The 16,524-nt window shown below is 44.8% G+C and carries 12 protein-coding genes; 9 read left to right on the top strand and 3 right to left on the bottom strand.

Annotation, left to right across the window (positions count from 1 at the left end; all coding sequences use genetic code 11):
• Positions 1 to 21: 21 nt before the first annotated feature.
• The 4 genes from brnQ to ABID27_RS07265 all read left to right on the top strand — a co-directional run bounded on the left by brnQ (position 22) and on the right by ABID27_RS07265 (position 4,250).
• Complete coding sequence (brnQ, locus tag ABID27_RS07280) at positions 22 to 1,401, top strand: branched-chain amino acid transport system II carrier protein (RefSeq protein WP_354281275.1); 1,380 nt, start codon at positions 22 to 24, stop codon at positions 1,399 to 1,401.
• A 62-nt stretch (positions 1,402 to 1,463) separates the two neighbouring features.
• A complete protein-coding gene (locus ABID27_RS07275; RefSeq protein WP_354281273.1) occupies positions 1,464 to 2,519 on the top strand; it encodes a glycerate kinase family protein in 1,056 nt (351 codons plus the stop codon).
• Positions 2,520 to 2,657: 138 nt separating this feature from the next.
• Positions 2,658 to 3,893: an ammonium transporter gene (locus tag ABID27_RS07270; protein ID WP_354281271.1), complete on the top strand. Its 1,236-nt coding sequence runs from the start codon at positions 2,658 to 2,660 to the stop codon at positions 3,891 to 3,893.
• A gap of 15 nt (positions 3,894 to 3,908) precedes the next feature.
• Entirely contained in the window at positions 3,909 to 4,250 is a 342-nt protein-coding gene (locus ABID27_RS07265) for a P-II family nitrogen regulator (RefSeq protein ID WP_354281269.1), read from the top strand.
• 44 nt (positions 4,251 to 4,294) lie between these two features.
• On the opposite strand, the gene ABID27_RS07260 is transcribed toward ABID27_RS07265, so the two are convergent.
• Entirely contained in the window at positions 4,295 to 6,565 is a 2,271-nt protein-coding gene (locus tag ABID27_RS07260; RefSeq protein WP_354281267.1) for a Xaa-Pro dipeptidyl-peptidase, read from the bottom strand.
• 92 nt (positions 6,566 to 6,657) lie between these two features.
• Between ABID27_RS07260 and gla the strand changes: the two genes are divergently transcribed.
• The 4 genes from gla to ABID27_RS07240 all read left to right on the top strand — a co-directional run bounded on the left by gla (position 6,658) and on the right by ABID27_RS07240 (position 10,381).
• The gene (gene gla, locus ABID27_RS07255; protein ID WP_354281265.1) at positions 6,658 to 7,509 is read left to right on the top strand and encodes an aquaglyceroporin Gla; all 852 of its coding nucleotides are present in this window, start codon (positions 6,658 to 6,660) and stop codon (positions 7,507 to 7,509) included.
• Between the two features lie 200 nt (positions 7,510 to 7,709).
• Positions 7,710 to 8,444 (top strand): CppA family protein, encoded by a 735-nt coding sequence (locus ABID27_RS07250; RefSeq protein WP_253365574.1) that lies wholly within the window; start codon positions 7,710 to 7,712, stop codon positions 8,442 to 8,444.
• Positions 8,441 to 9,364 (top strand): serine hydrolase domain-containing protein, encoded by a 924-nt coding sequence (locus tag ABID27_RS07245; RefSeq protein ID WP_253365576.1) that lies wholly within the window; start codon positions 8,441 to 8,443, stop codon positions 9,362 to 9,364. The genes ABID27_RS07250 and ABID27_RS07245 overlap by 4 nt, the downstream gene beginning before the upstream one ends.
• Positions 9,365 to 9,559: 195 nt before the next feature.
• On the top strand, positions 9,560 to 10,381 hold the full coding sequence (locus ABID27_RS07240; RefSeq protein WP_354281262.1) for a LysM peptidoglycan-binding domain-containing protein: 822 nt from the start codon (positions 9,560 to 9,562) through the stop codon (positions 10,379 to 10,381).
• Positions 10,382 to 10,492: 111 nt separating this feature from the next.
• Here the strand turns inward: ABID27_RS07240 and pflB are convergent, their stop codons facing one another.
• On the bottom strand, positions 10,493 to 12,832 hold the full coding sequence (pflB, locus tag ABID27_RS07235) for a formate C-acetyltransferase (protein WP_354281260.1): 2,340 nt from the start codon (positions 12,830 to 12,832) through the stop codon (positions 10,493 to 10,495).
• 206 nt (positions 12,833 to 13,038) lie between these two features.
• Between pflB and dinB the strand changes: the two genes are divergently transcribed.
• Positions 13,039 to 14,103, top strand: coding sequence for a DNA polymerase IV (gene dinB / locus ABID27_RS07230; RefSeq protein ID WP_354281258.1), 1,065 nt, complete (start codon positions 13,039 to 13,041; stop codon positions 14,101 to 14,103).
• Between the two features lie 34 nt (positions 14,104 to 14,137).
• Here dinB and recD2 read toward each other — a convergent pair whose 3' ends face one another.
• Complete coding sequence (recD2, locus tag ABID27_RS07225; RefSeq protein ID WP_354281256.1) at positions 14,138 to 16,495, bottom strand: SF1B family DNA helicase RecD2; 2,358 nt, start codon at positions 16,493 to 16,495, stop codon at positions 14,138 to 14,140.
• Positions 16,496 to 16,524 lie beyond the last annotated feature (29 nt).

Below are 16,524 nucleotides of genomic sequence, written 5' to 3'. Positions count from 1 at the left end.
ATTCTAGAAAAAGGTAAGATAATGAAAAAGAAACCGTCGCTTAGTGCTTATGTCACCATTGGATTGATGCTGTTTGCCCTCTTTTTTGGTGCTGGGAATTTGATTTTCCCTGCCTATCTTGGAATTTATGCGGGAAGCAATGTTTGGCTGGCTATTGTTGGCTTTTGTTTGACAGCTGTTACCCTGCCCTTGATGGGGGTTGCGGCTATCGCCTATACGGGAACGGAGGATGCGGAGTCCATTGCGCGACCAGTTTCTAAACTATACGCTCTCTGTTTTTCAGTTGCTCTCTATCTGTCCATTGGTCCATTTTTTGCCATTCCTCGGACAGGTGCAACTTCCTACTCTATCGGGATTGAGCCGATTTTTGGACCGTCTTTTATGGGGAAAGTCATTTATGCTCTGATTTTCTTTGGGATTTCCTATTGGTTGGCTATTCGTCCGAGCAAGATGGCGGACCGTATCGGGAAATACCTGACGCCGACCCTACTCTTTGTATTGGCTGTCTTAGTCATTGCCTCTTTCCTTCATCCAGCTGGAAAAATGGGGCTAGCACATAATGCCACTCCAGCAACCAGTGACGCCTTTGCTAATTTGCCATTTGTAGCAGGCTTGATTCAAGGTTATGGGACCATGGATGCCCTTGCGTCATTGGCTTTTTCGATTGTGGTGATCAATTCAGCCAAGGTGTTTGGAGCTAAGGACAATCAAGAAGTCGCAGGCATTACCTTGAAATCAGGTGTGATTGCGAGCGTCCTCCTTGCCCTAGTGTATATCTTTGTTGCGCGTATCGGTGCAACTTCACAAAGCTTGTTTGACTTTACAGCGGGAGCGTTCCAACTCAAGGGGCAGGTCATTGATGGTGGACATGTTCTGAGTCAGGCTTCGCATTTCTACTTGGGAGCGATTGGTAGAGCGGTTTTAGCTGTCGTGATTTTCCTGGCCTGTATCACAACTGCGACGGGCTTGATTACAGCCTGTGCGGAGTATTTCCATAAGCTCTTACCAGCAGTTTCTCATGCCGTTTGGGCAACTGTGTTTACCATTATTGCGCTTGTTTTCTACTTTGGTGGGTTGTCTGAAATTATCAAGTGGTCTTTGCCGGTCTTGTTCTTGCTTTATCCGTTGACCGTTGCCATTATCTTCTTGGCCTTGATGGGCAAATGGTTCCAGCATGATCCGATTGTTTACCGCTGGACGATTGGCTGGACCTTTATCGCTGGTTTCTATGATGCGGTCAATACTCTTGCAGGGATGACAGGCCTCTTTAAATTACCAGCAGGTCTGCTTCATTTCTTTGGACAAGTTGTGCCTTTGGGAAGATATTCTCTGGGTTGGATGAGCTTTGCTTTGGTTGGTTTTGTGATTGGTTTAGTTCATCATTTTTTGAAGAAAAAGTAAGAGGTTGGCGATTGTCCAGCCTCTTTTTGCTGTGCTATAATAAAGTAAAAGGAGGGCTTCATATGCGTGTGTTAGTTGCGATTGATTCCTTTAAAGGGTCGGCGACATCAGCTGAAATGAATCAGGCAGTCAGGGCTGGTTTGCTGGATGCGTCACCGTCTCTGGAAGTGGAGACTGTGGCCATTGCTGACGGCGGGGAAGGGATCCTAGATGCTCTTGCTTGTGCTTTATCAGGCGAGATGGTTCAGGTGCAGGCTACTGACTTGCTTGGCCGGCCTTTGTCCGTAGCCTATCTCGTAGCGCAAGGTCGAGCTTTTATAGAGTCAGCTAGTCTACTGGGAATTGATAAGATTACGCCCAGTCCAGAAATATTTGAGAAAGCTTCGTCAGCTGGTTTAGCGGATCTAGTTTTAGATGCGCTGGAGCGAAATTGCCGACAGATTTTTGTGACATTGGGCGGAACAGGTAGCTCAGATGGTGGCCGTGGTTTCTTGGAAAAGTTGGTTCCGTACGCAGAACAACTCCGTCAAGTGGAGATAATCGGCCTAACAGATGTAAGAAATCCTTACGCAGGACCCGAAGGATATGCACGGATTTTCGGTCCGCAAAAAGGCGGAACCCCGGAACAGATTGCCGTTGAAGATGCGCGAGCCCGAGAATTCGTTCACAAGATAAGGGCTGAAAAGCAAATGGACTTGCAGAAACTAGCTGGAAGTGGTGCAGCAGGCGGGCTCGGCGGAGCTATTCTCGTGCTAGGAGGCAAGCTTCGGCCTGGCTTTTTAAGTATAGTTGACTTAATCGGTCTAGAAGAAAAAGTTGCTCATTCAGACCTTGTTATTACGGGCGAAGGACGTTTGGACAGCCAGTCGTTTCAAGGGAAAGCACCCGTTGGTTTGGCTGAGTTGGCACAGGTTTACAATCGTCCGGTCATCGCGCTCTGTGGGGCAGTAGGAGAGCGGGAACTGGCACTCTACTCGGACTTCTTGGCTGTATTTTCTATTCAGACAAAGGCGCAATCCTTAGAAAATGCCATGAAAGAATCCGAGACCTTGAAAAATGCCCGATTTGTAGCGGGAAATGTATGGCAGTTATTCAGTAAATCAAGCACCGGAATCTAGGTTCTGGTGTTTTATGATGGAAAAATTGTTCGGTTGTTGCTGGTTTAAAATTAAAAAATCAGAAAATTCAAATAAAAACCTTGACGTTGTGTTTTATTTTATGTTATATTATGTGACATGGAAGTTTAGGAGTTTTTTATGAAGTCAGGTAGTATTGCATTTATGCTCGTTTGTTCATGCTTAGTATTTTTTATGACAGTTGGTTTAGCCTTTTTCTATGGTGGTTTAGGTAGGCGCAAAAATGTCATCAATACCATGATGATGTGTATTGTACCGATGGGACTTGCCTCTGTTTTGTGGATTGTCTGTGGTTATTCCTTGTCTTTTGGTGGACACGGAAGTCTCGTTGGGGATTTTTCCCATTTGTTTTTCAATGGAGTGAGTGAAACAGCTTCCAGTCGAGGATTGGACATTCCAGATGCCCTATTCGCCATTTTCCAGATGATGTTTCCGATTATTACCGTAGCCATTTTAACGGGAGCAGTTGCGGGACGTATGCGATTTACCCCCTTGCTACTTTTTATGGCTATCTGGCTCTTTGTCGTTTATTTCCCATTTGCGCATATGGTCTGGGATGAGGGGCTCTTGGCTCAATGGGGCACTATCGACTTTGCTGGTGGGGATGTGGTTCATATCACCTCAGGGGGTTCTGGCTTGGTGCTCGCGCTTATAGTTGGGAAGCGTCGGGATCATTCGCACAATGTCTACCGCCCGCACAATGTTCCCTTTGTTCTTTTGGGGGCAGGAATTCTATGGTTTGGCTGGTTTGGATTTAACGCAGGCTCTGCTTTGGGAGCCAATGGTCTTGCGGTTCACGCTTTTCTAACGACCCATGTGTCTGCTGCTGCGGCCCTCGTGTCTTGGCTCCTTGTTGAACATCGGATGACGGGTAACTTATCCTTGGTTGGAGCGTCTACAGGTCTGGTTGTAGGTCTAGTAGCCATCACTCCCGGTGCAGGATTTGTTTCTGTTTGGAGTTCGATCTTGATTGGGCTGTTGGTTAGTCCGATTTGTTACTTTGCCATTTCGACCTTGAAGGAAAAATTTGGCTATGATGATGCTTTGGATGCCTTTGGTTGTCACGGTATCGGCGGTATTTTCGGTGGTATTGCAACAGGAATTTTTACCACTCCAGAATTAGCCTTAAACAAAGATTTTGTCGGGATTATCTATGGCAATCCAAAATTATTACTCGTGACAGTGCTCGCCATTCTCTTTACAATTGCTTGGTCAGCGGGAGCTACGTACGTGATTGCTAGAGGAATCAAAGCAATCATGCCTTTACGTGTGAGTGACCGTGCAGAAGCCATTGGTCTGGATGATAGTGAGCATGAGGAAACGGCTTATCCAACTTTCATGGGATTAGATTCGTAAGCAAGGAGAAGAAAAATGAAAAAAATTGAAGCCATTATCCGTGCTGATAAGTTGGAAGATTTGAAAGACGCCTTGTCTGAAACTGGCTTGGCTAAAGGGATGACCATCAGTCAAGTTCTGGGCTACGGCAATCAAAAAGGGTTTGCAGAATACGTGCGCGGTCAAAAAATTATTCCGACCTTGCTGGCCAAAGTCAAGATTGAAATTGTCGCACATGATGCTAGTGTAGAAGCTATCGTAAATCTGATTGCAGAAGCAGTCCGCACAGGAGATGTCGATGATGGAAAAATTTTCATCATCCCGATTGAAGAAGTCATCCGTATCCGGACGGGCGAACGCGGCGGCGATGCCTTGTAGTGGGAAAATAGACAAAAAAGAAGCCTAATGGCCTCTTTTTAATTTTAATTGATTGGAAGTTGAATTTTGGATTGCTCCAAGTCCACTGAAATGGTCCAGTCGCTATTATCACGAACGGTCACTTCAAAGTCAGTTGTGTAGAGAATGACGCGAAGCGTGCTTCCTTTAGGGAAATGATAGATGGTTGGCTGCAAGTCCCAAGTCAAGTCCATCCACTCGTCAGCGGTGACAACCTCGATTGTCAATAAATCACTGCGGTTTTGCAAGTTGAGGTAGCCTTTTGTGACTAGGCGATGCGGTGTTTGGACAAATGGCAATTCAGTTAGATTTTCTTGGGCGTAAAAACGGCCATTATCCAGCCTGTTGCGCTCTTGTACAGTTGGAATTGGCGTCAGTCGCTTGGCAGGTCCAAAGTCCAGTACTTGAGCAGATAAGAGACCCTTGGAGACGCTTGATTTGACGCGTAGTTGCAGGCTGGCACGACCATTGAGATGCAGGTCTTCTTCGATTGGCAAATCGATGGTGATTTGATGCGCCTTGTCATTCCAGAGGTCCTGGTGGAAGCTAGGATAAGCCTTTCCATAGCGGGCAAAATCGTCATCAGCATATTGGTTTTGAATATCTTTGACACCTGTCCCGAGTGCAAATTCTTGCTGGCTAGTCCCTTGGAAATCAGTCAGCACTGTCCAAGTCTGTGCGGAACGATTGTCTTGCCAGATGACACTTGGTAGTTGGTAGCCGTTCTCATAGCTCAGCAATTTCTGACTAAGGAGGGCGTTCATGGATTCGCGGAAGTCAATGGACTGCCAGTTGTTCATATAGACATGGGCCCCGTGGTGGAAGAAGAGGTGCTTATTGACAGTTTTTGGCAGCGCGTGGAACATATTCCAGACGTGGATCGGCTTAACATTCCAATCCTGTGTGCCGTGTGTAAAGACCATTTCGCACTGGACCTTGTCCGCATTGAGTAGGTAATTGCGGTTGTGCCAATATTGGTTGTAATCACCGCTGGTGCGGTCCAACTGTGCTCGTTCTGCAGCGATTCCTGCCTCGTATGCGGCCTTATTTTTCAAGAAATCACCTGCTTGTAAACTCTTGGAGTAGGTCAGTGCTGTCAAGCTGTCCAAGTCCTCGCCAGGGTAGCCGCCGGGGCTAGTTACCAGACCGTTTTCACGGTAGTAGTCATACCAAGAAGAAATTCCTGCCTCGACAATGACGACTTCTAGTCCATCCACACCGGTTGTTGCTAGAGCATTGGACATGGTTCCGAGATAGGAGATACCGCTTGTTGCCACTTTTCCATTTGCCCAGTCAGCCAGAACGATCTTGTCGCGTTTGTGAGAAGTGTAGGCGCGTGCTCGACCATTGAGCCAGTCAATGACGGCCTTATAGCCAGCCACTTGCTGGTAATCACCGGATGTCATATAACCTGTCGAACCCAGTGTTCCCACGCCAGACACATGGATGCTGGCAAATCCGCGCGCCAAGAAATAGTCGTTGAGAGAGTAGGACGAAATATGTCCCAATTTTTCAGTTGCCTTAGAAATTGGTAGGTCACGTTCATCAGCAGGCAATGTTTCAAAACTTGGTTCTTCTAGGGTGATTTGACCGGCAGCTTTTTGCGCCAATGTTCCCTCCATTTTATGGAGTGCATCGTCGCTAGCTTTGTCGTTAGTTCCTTGGTGATAAGGGCTGTTTGTGATGACCGCAGGCACTTTCCCGGCAAATCGAGGACGCAGGATGGAAACCTTGGTCAGGTCAGTCTGTCCGGCCTTGCTTGTATCAACAGGCGTTTCCACGTAAACCACTTCACGTAGGACATCGTGAGTCGAGAAGGTAGCTAGAGATTTTCCATTGAAGAAATGATAATGATTGTCTTCAGGAATCAAGTCATCGCTGACCAGTTGTTCCACCAAGAGTGCCCCATTTTTGGTACGCGTGCTGAGCAGCTGATAGAGATTTTCGATGATGGAGCCAAATACAATCGGAAAACCTGATTCTGAACGGAAATCTTCTATATTGCTGTAGTCAAAATTGGGAACGAAGCCTAGCATTTGGAAGGCTACTTGGTAAAAAATTTGGTCTGTCAGAGGACGGTCTGATTGGAAAAAACCCAACAAATCACAGTCCCAGTCCGCCAATAAATTTGCCAAAGCAGTATCTGTATCTTCTACTAAAAAGAAGGTTTTACGAACGAAGAGTTCAAGGTTTTTCTTGTCAGAAAATTGGTTGGAAAGATGGAAACCGAGCTCGGCTAACTCTGCTAGCATCCGTTCTGTTGAAAATTGGATATATGAAAATTGATTAAAACGCATACATTCTCCTAAACTTGAATATTTCCTTTACATAACCCATTATAGCTGATAAAATAAGGATTGTCTAAAAAATATTGGAGGATACTCAAAAAATGGACGTAGCAGTACATATTAAGTACATCACAGAATTTCTTGCAACAGCTCTTCTTATCATCTTGGGAAATGGTGCTGTTGCCAACGTTGACCTTAAAGGTACAAAAGGAAACAACTCAGGTTGGATCGTTATTGCACTTGGTTATGGTCTTGCCGTTATGATGCCGGCTCTTATGTTTGGCAACGTATCAGGTAACCACATCAACCCAGCCTTCACAATTGGTTTAGCTGTTTTAGGCTATTTCAAATGGAGCTTGGTACCAGGTTACATCGCAGCTCAAATCGCTGGTGCTATCGCTGGTCAAGCAGTTGTTGTCGGTGTTTACCGCCCTTACTTCATGAAAACTGAAAATCCAAACCACATCTTGGGTTCATTCTCAACTATCTCAGCTCTTGATGATGGTACAAAAGAAAGCCGCAAAGCTTCATGGATTAACGGTTTCTTGAACGAATTCTTCGGTTCATTTGTCTTGTTCTTTGGAGCAATGGCATTGACGAAAAACTATTTCGGTGCGGAAGTATTGCAATATGTTTCATCACAAGGTGCAGACCTTTCAAACAAAGCTACTTCAATGCAATTAACAAACTTCCTTAACCCAGGTCTTAGCGTAGCTCACTTGGCGCTTGGTTTCTTGGTAATGGCTCTTGTAGCAGCCCTTGGTGGCCCTACTGGACCAGCCCTCAACCCAGCTCGTGACCTTGGTCCACGTATCCTCCACGCAGTATTGCCAACATCTGTACTTGGTCAAGCTAAGGCAGATTCAAAATGGTGGTATGCTTGGGTACCAGTTGTAGCACCTATCCTTGCAGGGATTGCTGCAGTTGCACTTTTTAAAGTATTGTACGCATAAGAATATAAAGAAGAAGCTAGGGATTTCTATTCCGGCTTCTTTTTCTATGCTCTTCTTAGGGGAGTAGGTTGAGATCGATAAATTATAGATTCTATAAAAAGAGATTTGCCTCTTTTTTATATTTTGAAATTGTGTATAAATATTTGTCAAATGCATGATTTTCCTTTACAATAGAAGGGTATGAACTGAAGGAGATGAGCATGTATATAGACACAAATAAAATAGTTCCAGCCCTACGCGTCAACAATCGGACCATGAACCAAGATTTTCTTGAGCAAGACTTGGGAATGAAGACGATTTTAGAAGATGGTCCATTTGCAGAGTTTAGTGGGCAGGGTAAAAAAGAAGCCCAGCTGGTCTTGATTGAATCTCCAAGTATGCGGACTCGTGCCGTTAAAGGCTTGAAAAAATTATCCCAAATTGTTATCAAAGTAGAAAATCCTTTAGAGATTGAAGCGCTATTAGCGAGAGGAAGTCGCTTTACCAAGCTGTATCAAGGTAGAAATGGCTATGCTTTTGCTGCTGAAGCACCTGAAAAATACACTTTTCTTCTTCATTCAGAAGAAGGCGGGGCTGATTTGAATGAAATTGCAGCACCGCAAGAATTCAAAGAATTGACTAATTTTACTGGTTTGACAGCATTTACGGTTGAGAAGATTGTCATCAATAGTCCGCAGGTAGAAAAGAGTCGCGATTTTTATCAGGCACTCTTACCAGAACAATCTATTTTGGCATTCCAAGAGGCAGAAGGAGAAGACTTACTAGCACCTGCTGACAGCACTTGGGATTTAGACAGCTTACGCTTTACAGTAGCTGCTGATATGGATTGGGCTCAATTAGAAGCAAAACTGCCAGGAGCTTTCTTCAAAGATAAAAAAGAAAGCTTTATTCAGTCCGTAGACCCAAGTGGTATTGAAGTTTGGTTTGAAAAATGAGACAAGAGATTCTGACAAAAATTCAAGCTCAAATAGCTGAAAAACTCTATCCGGGAGCCTCGTTGGCTCTCTTTTCTAACGGTCAATGGCAGGAGTATTACTTGGGACAGGCCGAGGAGCATATGGAAATCAAGCCCGGTCTGGTCTATGACTTGGCTTCGGTTTCTAAAGTCGTCGGAGTTGGGACAGTATTGATTTGGTTGATTCAGGAAGGCAAGATTGCCTTGGATGAGCCTTTTCCTACCTACTACCCAGTCTTTCACGACCAGACGGTAACCATTCGCCAGTTGGTTACCCATACTTCAGGGATTGACCCCTTTATTCCCAATCGGGATAGGTTGGATGCTGCGGGGCTAAAAGCAGCTATGCATGAGCTGACGGTGACGGCAGACAAGTCTTTTAAGTACACGGATGTCAACTTGATTCTCTTAGGCTTTATGGTGGAGAGCTTGTTTGGAAAAGATTTGGATCAAATTTTGCAGGAAAAGATTTTTGAACCGTGGGAAATGACGGAGACTGGCTTTGGTCCACGGCAGCAAGCTGTGGCAACAGTCAAAGGCCAAAGGGCGGGTCTCGTTCATGATCCCAAGGCTAAAGTTTTGGGAGTGCATTGCGGCTCTGCTGGGCTATTTTCAACACTTTCTGATTTGGAGTTGTTTTTAGAGCATTATTTGCAGGATGATTTTGCAGAAAATCTGACGATCAATGTCAGCAGTTCCAAACCACGCTCGATTGTCTGGAACATTGATGAAGAGGATTGGTTGGACCATACAGGTTACACAGGACCCTTTATCATGGTCAATCGCAAAGCGCAAAAAGCAGCGATATTTCTCACCAATCGTACCTATCACTATGATAATCGACCTCTTTGGATTGAAAAACGCAGAGAATTACGTGATGTTATCAAGGAAAATTTGTAAAAAGAAAAGCACTCGAATTGAAGTGCTTTTTTGATAGGGTGTTTTGATGTGTCAAATATCGTGACATGACTTTGTCACAATCCAGCTTGAAATGATACCGGATTGTAATATATCTCCTATATTTTTAATGTATCTGTGATTTTTCCTGGGCACTATTTTGATAAAATAATACTATCAATAATATGGAGATGAGACATGAGAAAAATTTTAGGAAAAGTTACCGTGTATGCCGCTATTTTAACGAGCGGTCTTGTAGGACAGCAGTTCGTATCGGCAGATGATTATGTGATTCAGAATGGAGATTCTTTCTTTTCAATTGCCCAATCCTACGGGATTGACGCCTATGAGCTAGCGCAGGCAAATCAAATGGATATCTTTGATGTGATTGGACCTGGGCAAGTATTGGCGATTCCAGGGACGACAACGCAGCCTGTAGCGGTTGAGAATAGTGCTCCAACAGCGACGACGACTTATGTGGTGCAGGAGGGAGATTCCTTCTCTAGCATTGCGGCTGTTTATGGTATGGATGCAGGTCAGTTAGCAAGTCTGAATGGATTGACGTTAGCGGATTACATTACAGTTGGCCAAACACTTCAAGTTTCTGCTTTGGAAACGGCTGCAGCAGCGACACCAAGCTCGACTACAGCAGCTTCCTCTTACTATCTAGAAGGCTATGATTATGAACCTGGCATCAATTATCCAGTAGGGCAATGTACTTGGGCAGTACAAAAATTAACTGGTTGGGCCGGCGATTGGTGGGGAAATGCTGCTGATTGGGCTAGAAATGCTTCGCGCGATGGCTATACAATTGGAGCTGTTCCTGTAGCTGGCGCTATTGCTGTTTGGGATGATGGTGCCTATGGTCATGTAGCCTATGTAACAGATGTAGCAGCAGATGGGCGTATTCAAGTTCTAGAAGCCAATACCAACGGTCGTCAGTGGATTGACAATCACCGCGGATGGATTAACCCGCAAGACACGACAAGTCAATTATCTTACATTTATCCTAAATATTAAACAGAGAGGCTAGCTGATAAGCTGGTCTTTTTGTTTATCCTTAAAGGATTTAGTGGAGCTGAGAGAGTGCTCAAGAAAACCCCTTGCCTATATGGCAGAAGGGGTTATTACTTAGTTAGCTGAAAGAGTTTCTGCAGCGTCATCCATTGAAAGAACTTCGTGGAAGACACGTTGAGTCAATTCAGTTTTTTGTTCTGGTGTAAGGTATTTAGTATTTACACAGTAACCAGAGATACGAACGATAACGTCTTCACCGCTCATAATCTTGTCATAGACATCTTTCAAGTCCATAACGTTCAAGTTAACGTGTTGACCACCATTTTCAAAGTAACCATCGAGGATTGTTACCAAGTTTGTGACTTGTTCGTCAAATGTTTTACCAAGAGCTTTTGGAGATACTTGTGTTGTCAATGAGATACCATCAGCAGCATAAGCAAAGTCAAGGCTAGCAAGTGAGTTCAAGTTTTGCAACCAGCCACCACGAGCTTTGTTAGATGGGTTAGCACCTGGTGAGAAGAACTCAAGTTGTGACAAGTTAGTTGTGCCGTCTTCGTTCAAGTAAACACCACGGTGAACTGGTGAGTTACCTGTTTGTTTAGAGTAGGCAACGTTTGAAGTGATTGTAAGAAGTGAAACCGTAGCTTCAGCGTCTTTGTAGAGTTTGTGGCTACGAAGACGAGTAGTGTAAGCTTCAATCAACCATTCAGCCAATTCGTTTGAACGTGGGTCATCTTCACCCCAACGTGGGTAGTCGCCAGTTGTTTCGTAGTCGTAAACATAGCCGTTTTCATCACGGATAGTTTTAACTGTAGCATATTTGATAGCTGACAATGTATCAACTGTATTTGCGAAACCACAGATACCGAATCCCATGTTTGCACGGTGTTTAGTTGGCAAGAAGGCCATTTGAACTGCTTCGTAGTTGTACTTGTCAGTCATGTAGTGGATGATGTTCAAGGCATCTACGTAAGTGTCAGTCAACCAGTCAAGAGATTTTTCAAAGTTAGCTTTAACTGTTTCGAAATCAAGAACTTCGTCAGTGATTGGGTCGATGTCAAATACTTTGTAGTCTTTGTGTACATCGTCGTAACCACCGTTGATACCAGTAAGAAGAGCTTTCAAGACGTTTACACGAGCACCGAAGTATTGGATGTTGTGGCGTGCATCTTCGTTTTCTGGGTCAAGTGGTGATACACAACATGAGATACAGCTCATTTCGCCGTAACCATCTTTAGCCATTGTAGTCACACCTTCGTATTGAATTGAAGAGTGTTTGTGTGACATTTTCATACAGTATTTACGGAAGCTGTATGGCAATTTATCAGTCCAAAGAACAGTCAAGTTTGGTTCTGGTGAGTTACCGATGTTGTCAAGTGTATTGAGGAAACGGAAGTCCATTTTCGTTACACGGTGGCGTCCATCAGCCCCCATACCTGCCATAGAAGTTGTGATGAATGTTGGGTCACCTGAGTAAAGAGCGTCGTAAGCTTTTGTACGAGCGAATTTCACTGTACGAAGTTTCATAACGAAGTCATCAACGAATTCTTGGATTTCGCTTTCAGTAAATGTACCACGAGCCAAGTCACGTTCAGCGTAGATGTCAAGAACGATTGGAACACGGCCAAGTGAAGTAGCAGCACCGTTGATAACACGGCAGACTGCCATGAAGGCGATGTTTACCCATTGGATAGCTTCTTTTACGTTCATGGCTGGTTTACGAACGTCAACGCCGTAAAGGTCACCGAGGCGAACAACTTGTTGCAAGGCTTGGTATTGAAGGTTGATTTCTTCACGAAGACGAATGGTTTCTTCGTTGATTTCTTTTACAGCATTCCAGTCAGCAACTTTTTCTTCCATCAAGTAGTCAGCTCCGTACAAGGCAAGACGAGCATAAACACCGATGATACGGCCACGTGAGTAAGCATCTGGAAGACCAGTTACTGTGTGCGCGTGACGAGCGCGACGGATATTTGAAGTGTAAGCACGGAAGATACCGTCGTTAACGGTTGTTACGTGTTTTGTGTAAATTTCATGTAGAGTCTCGTTTGGTGTGTAGCCGTTTTCTGTCAAAGTAGTTTCAGCCATACGGATACCACCTTTTGGCATGAAACTTAATTTGAAGAGTTCATCGTTTTGAAGACCGAAAATCAATTCGTCTTCTTTTGAGATGTAACCAGCTGGGATATCAGCAATAGATGCTGCACGGTCAGTGTCCATAGGGAAACGAGTTTCTTCGTAATGAGCCTTTGTTTCTTCTACGATTTTTTTGATCTTGAGTGAACGCTCAGTTGCACCTGCAAGGAAGCTTTCATCACCATCGTATGGTGTGTAGTTTGCTTGAACAAAACGTGATACGCTGGCTTTATCTTGCCAGTCAGTACCTGTAAAGCCTTCCCAGGCTTGGGCGAAAATGTCTTCAGTTACGTTTTTAGTTTTAACCTTTGTTGACATGAGGTTTCTCCTTTTTATTAAGTGTTGCAAACACCTTTAATGCTTACATTATAACACTTGGAAGCACTTTCTTCAAGGTCAAAAACCCTGAAAAATCATTGAAAAAGTTTACAAAAAAGTTACAATTTTTTCATGATTTTTCAGGGTTTTCAAAGTCGGTATTTTAAGGGAAAATAGAGTATAATTAGGGAGAAAATGGAGGGCATATGTTAATTTTTCCTTTGATCAATGACACATCTCGGAAAATCATTCATATTGATATGGATGCCTTTTTTGCTGCCATTGAACAGAGGGATAATCCTTCTTTGAAAGGAAAACCCGTTATCATTGCAAGAGACCCTCGAAAGACGGGTGGTCGGGGTGTGGTGTCGACTTGTTCTTATGAGGCGCGACAATTTGGCGTTCATTCTGCCATGTCTTCCAAAGAAGCTTATGAGCGTTGTCCGCAAGGGATTTTCATCTCAGGAAACTATGAAAAGTACCAAGAAGTCGGGCTGCAGGTTAGGGAAATTTTCAAGCGTTATACGGACCTAGTAGAGCCCATGTCAATTGATGAGGCTTACTTGGACGTGACGGAAAATAAGCTGGGCATCAAGTCGGCTGTCAAAGTCGCTAAGATGATTCAGTACGATATCTGGAATGAGCTACATCTGACGGCTTCAGCAGGTGTTTCTTATAATAAATTTTTGGCAAAAATTGCTTCGGATATGGACAAACCACACGGATTGACCCTGATTTTGCATGAGGAGGCAGAGGAGATTTTGGGGCAGTTGCCTGTCGAGAAATTCCACGGTGTGGGCAAGAAGTCCGTGGAGCGATTGCATGAGATGAATGTCTTTACAGGTGCAGATTTGCTGGAAATTCCTGAGATGGTCCTGATTGATAAATTTGGTCGTTTCGGCTTTGACCTCTACCGCAAGGCACGTGGCATTTCGTCGAATAAGGTCAAGGTTAATCGTATTCGCAAATCCATCGGCAAGGAGCGGACCTATGCCAAGCTCTTGTATACAGATGAGGATGTCAAAAAAGAATTGGCCAGCTTGTCAAAACGTGTCAGCCGGAGTTTAGAAAAACATGGAAAATCAGGTAAAACAGTTGTCGTGAAAATCCGATATGGTGACTTTACGACCCTGACAAAACGAGTGAGTTTGGACGAGCCAACACGGAAAGAAGATGTAATCGAACGTCAATCCCAAGAAATCTTTGAAGCGGTAGGAGAGCCTAGGAAAGGCATACGATTGTTGGGCGTAACCGTGACGAATTTTAGGTAAGAAAAAAGCGAGACGGCCGGTCTCGCTTTTTGTATTATTTCTTGAAAAATTGAGCGATATCCTCTTCCGTGATGCCAATCATGGGATCGATGGTGAGGAGATTATTCTCAGTCAGGCGGTAATCGGCTGGCTGAGTGGAAGTTGTCTCTGTGGGGCTTGTTTCCAGCTCTGCTATTTCCCCAGAAAATCGTGGAACCAGATAGGTCTTTCGGCTGGTACCTGCGTTTTGAACGGCGTAGTCAAAGGCGCGGACCTGCCCCAAGAGAATGAGTTTGCTCTTGGCACGAGTGATGGCGGTGTAGATGAGGTTGCGCTGGAGCATGCGATGGCTGCTGCTGGTAATGGGCAGGATGACCACCTGAAACTCGCTGCCCTGCGACTTATGAATGGACATGGCATAGGCCAAGGTAATCTTGTACCATTCATTTCGGGGATAGAAAATCTCATTTCCGTCGAAATTGATGGTGATTTCGTCCTGCTTGGAGTCGGTGTATTTGGCAGGAAGGAGGTCGGTGATGTAGCCCAAATCACCATTAAAGACATTGCTTTCAGCGTCGTTGACCAGATGGATGACCCGGTCGCCTTGACGGAAAGTTTGGTCATTGTACTGGAATTCAAGGGCGTTTTCCACCAAGGGATTAAGCAAGGCTTGCGCCATGAGATTGAGCTGGTCAATCCCTGCGGCTCCACGGTACATGGGTGCTAATATCTGCACCTCGGATGCTGGGATACCAGACTTAATAGCTGCGCTGACAATGCGTTCCACCGTAGTGGGAATTTGCTCGCTCCCCACTTCAAAATAAGAGCGGTCAGCCTTTTTCTGTGTAAAATCTGCTGGCAAACTTCCCTGACGAATCTGACTGGCCAAGGTTACAATGGTTGAGTCATCAGACTGGCGGTAAATTTTTTCCAGCCGAATGCTGGGCAGGGCGGAAACTTGCAAGAGGTCTGCCAATACTTGCCCAGGACTGACGGACGGAAGCTGGTCGGCGTCTCCGACAATCAAGACCTGACTGTTCGAGGAAATGTGATTGAGCAGCTGATGAGCCAGCCAAGTATCCACCATAGAAAACTCATCGATGATAATCAAGTCAGCATCCAAAAAATCATTACGGCCAGGCTCAGTAGTATCCTCTGTCAAGCCAAGGTGGCGGTGAATAGTGGCACTCGGCAAGCCGGTTAATTCATTCATACGACGAGCTGCCCGTCCTGTCGGAGCGGCAAGAAGAATCGGACAATCGCCGCTCGTTTTTTGCAGGTTAATCTTGTGTAGAATGGCGTAGATTGCGATAATGCCGTTGATAATGGTTGTTTTCCCGGTACCGGGTCCTCCGGTCAGGATAAAAAGCGGATTGTTGATGGCTTGGATGATGGCTTCTTTTTGGATGCTGTTATAGGTCATTCCGGCTTCGACTTGGAGTTTGTCAATAGCTTGCTCGATCTGCTCACGTGGGAAAGTTTTAACGGTGGATTTTTCCAAGAGACGTGTCAGATTTTTCTGGATGCCTTGTTCTGCGAAAAAGAGGCTATTGTCAAAGATTTTGGTGTCAATCTGCTGGACTTTTCCTTTGTTGATGAGGGTAGTTAATTCATTGGCGACAGCCGTAGGGTCCAACTCGATATTGCGCGCTTTTTCCAAGGCTTCAAGGGTGCTCTCCAAGAGGTCGCGGGCTTCGATGTAGGTGTCTCCCATTTCCAGACAACGATTGAGGAGACTAAAGAGCAGACCAGCGCGGAAACGTTGTGGTGATTGTGCTTCGATGCCCAGATTTTCAGCGATTTTGTCGGCAATGGTAAAGCCCATGCCTTGAATGTCTTCGACCAGCTGGTAGGGATTTTCTTGGATAATATCCAGAGTCTTTTCTTTGTACTGGTCTTGGATTTGGAAGGCTAGTTTATTGGGAATGCCGTACTCCGCTAACTTGGCTAAAATCATTTCCGTACCGTAATTGAAGCGGAGCTTGTCCAGAAATTCTTGGCGGTGTTTTGGAGAGAGTCCGGTGATTTGTGTGAGTTTTTCAGGTTCAGCCAGAATCTGGTCAATGACGTCGTCACCATCGTAGAGTGTGACGATTTTTTCAGCGGTTTTTTTTCCGATTCCCTTGAAATGATCGCTGGAGAAATATTTGACCAAGCCAGCTGAAGTGGGTTTGGCCCGTTCGTATCGGCTGACTTGCAGTTGCTGACCATACTTGGGATGAGTTACCAATTGGCCGTAAAAACGGTATTCCTCTCCCTCGATGACATCGGCAATGGTCCCTGTGACAATGACTTCGTAATCTTCAAAATCAGCATCGCTATCATCAATTTCCAGCAGGAGAATCTTATAAAAATTACTGGGATTTTCAAAAATAATCCGGTCAATGGTCCCAGAAAAGTAAACTTCAGACATGATTTTTTATCTTTCTTAATGCTTATGTG

The sequence above is a fragment of the Streptococcus gallinaceus genome (genome assembly GCF_040545695.1).
GTDB lineage: Bacteria > Bacillota > Bacilli > Lactobacillales > Streptococcaceae > Streptococcus > Streptococcus gallinaceus.
Note: the sequence above shows the minus strand (reverse complement) of the source record. Positions and strands in the feature narration are given on the sequence as shown.

Coding starts and splice junctions, on each gene's coding strand:
- ABID27_RS07245 (WP_253365576.1), top strand. CDS start 8,441: ATGAGACAAGAGATTCTGACAAAAATTCAAGCTCAAATAGCTGAAAAA.
- ABID27_RS07275 (WP_354281273.1), top strand. CDS start 1,464: ATGCGTGTGTTAGTTGCGATTGATTCCTTTAAAGGGTCGGCGACATCA.
- dinB (WP_354281258.1), top strand. CDS start 13,039: ATGTTAATTTTTCCTTTGATCAATGACACATCTCGGAAAATCATTCAT.
- ABID27_RS07265 (WP_354281269.1), top strand. CDS start 3,909: ATGAAAAAAATTGAAGCCATTATCCGTGCTGATAAGTTGGAAGATTTG.
- recD2 (WP_354281256.1), bottom strand. CDS start 16,495: ATGTCTGAAGTTTACTTTTCTGGGACCATTGACCGGATTATTTTTGAA.
- ABID27_RS07250 (WP_253365574.1), top strand. CDS start 7,710: ATGTATATAGACACAAATAAAATAGTTCCAGCCCTACGCGTCAACAAT.
- gla (WP_354281265.1), top strand. CDS start 6,658: ATGGACGTAGCAGTACATATTAAGTACATCACAGAATTTCTTGCAACA.
- pflB (WP_354281260.1), bottom strand. CDS start 12,832: ATGTCAACAAAGGTTAAAACTAAAAACGTAACTGAAGACATTTTCGCC.
- ABID27_RS07260 (WP_354281267.1), bottom strand. CDS start 6,565: ATGCGTTTTAATCAATTTTCATATATCCAATTTTCAACAGAACGGATG.
- ABID27_RS07270 (WP_354281271.1), top strand. CDS start 2,658: ATGAAGTCAGGTAGTATTGCATTTATGCTCGTTTGTTCATGCTTAGTA.
- brnQ (WP_354281275.1), top strand. CDS start 22: ATGAAAAAGAAACCGTCGCTTAGTGCTTATGTCACCATTGGATTGATG.
- ABID27_RS07240 (WP_354281262.1), top strand. CDS start 9,560: ATGAGAAAAATTTTAGGAAAAGTTACCGTGTATGCCGCTATTTTAACG.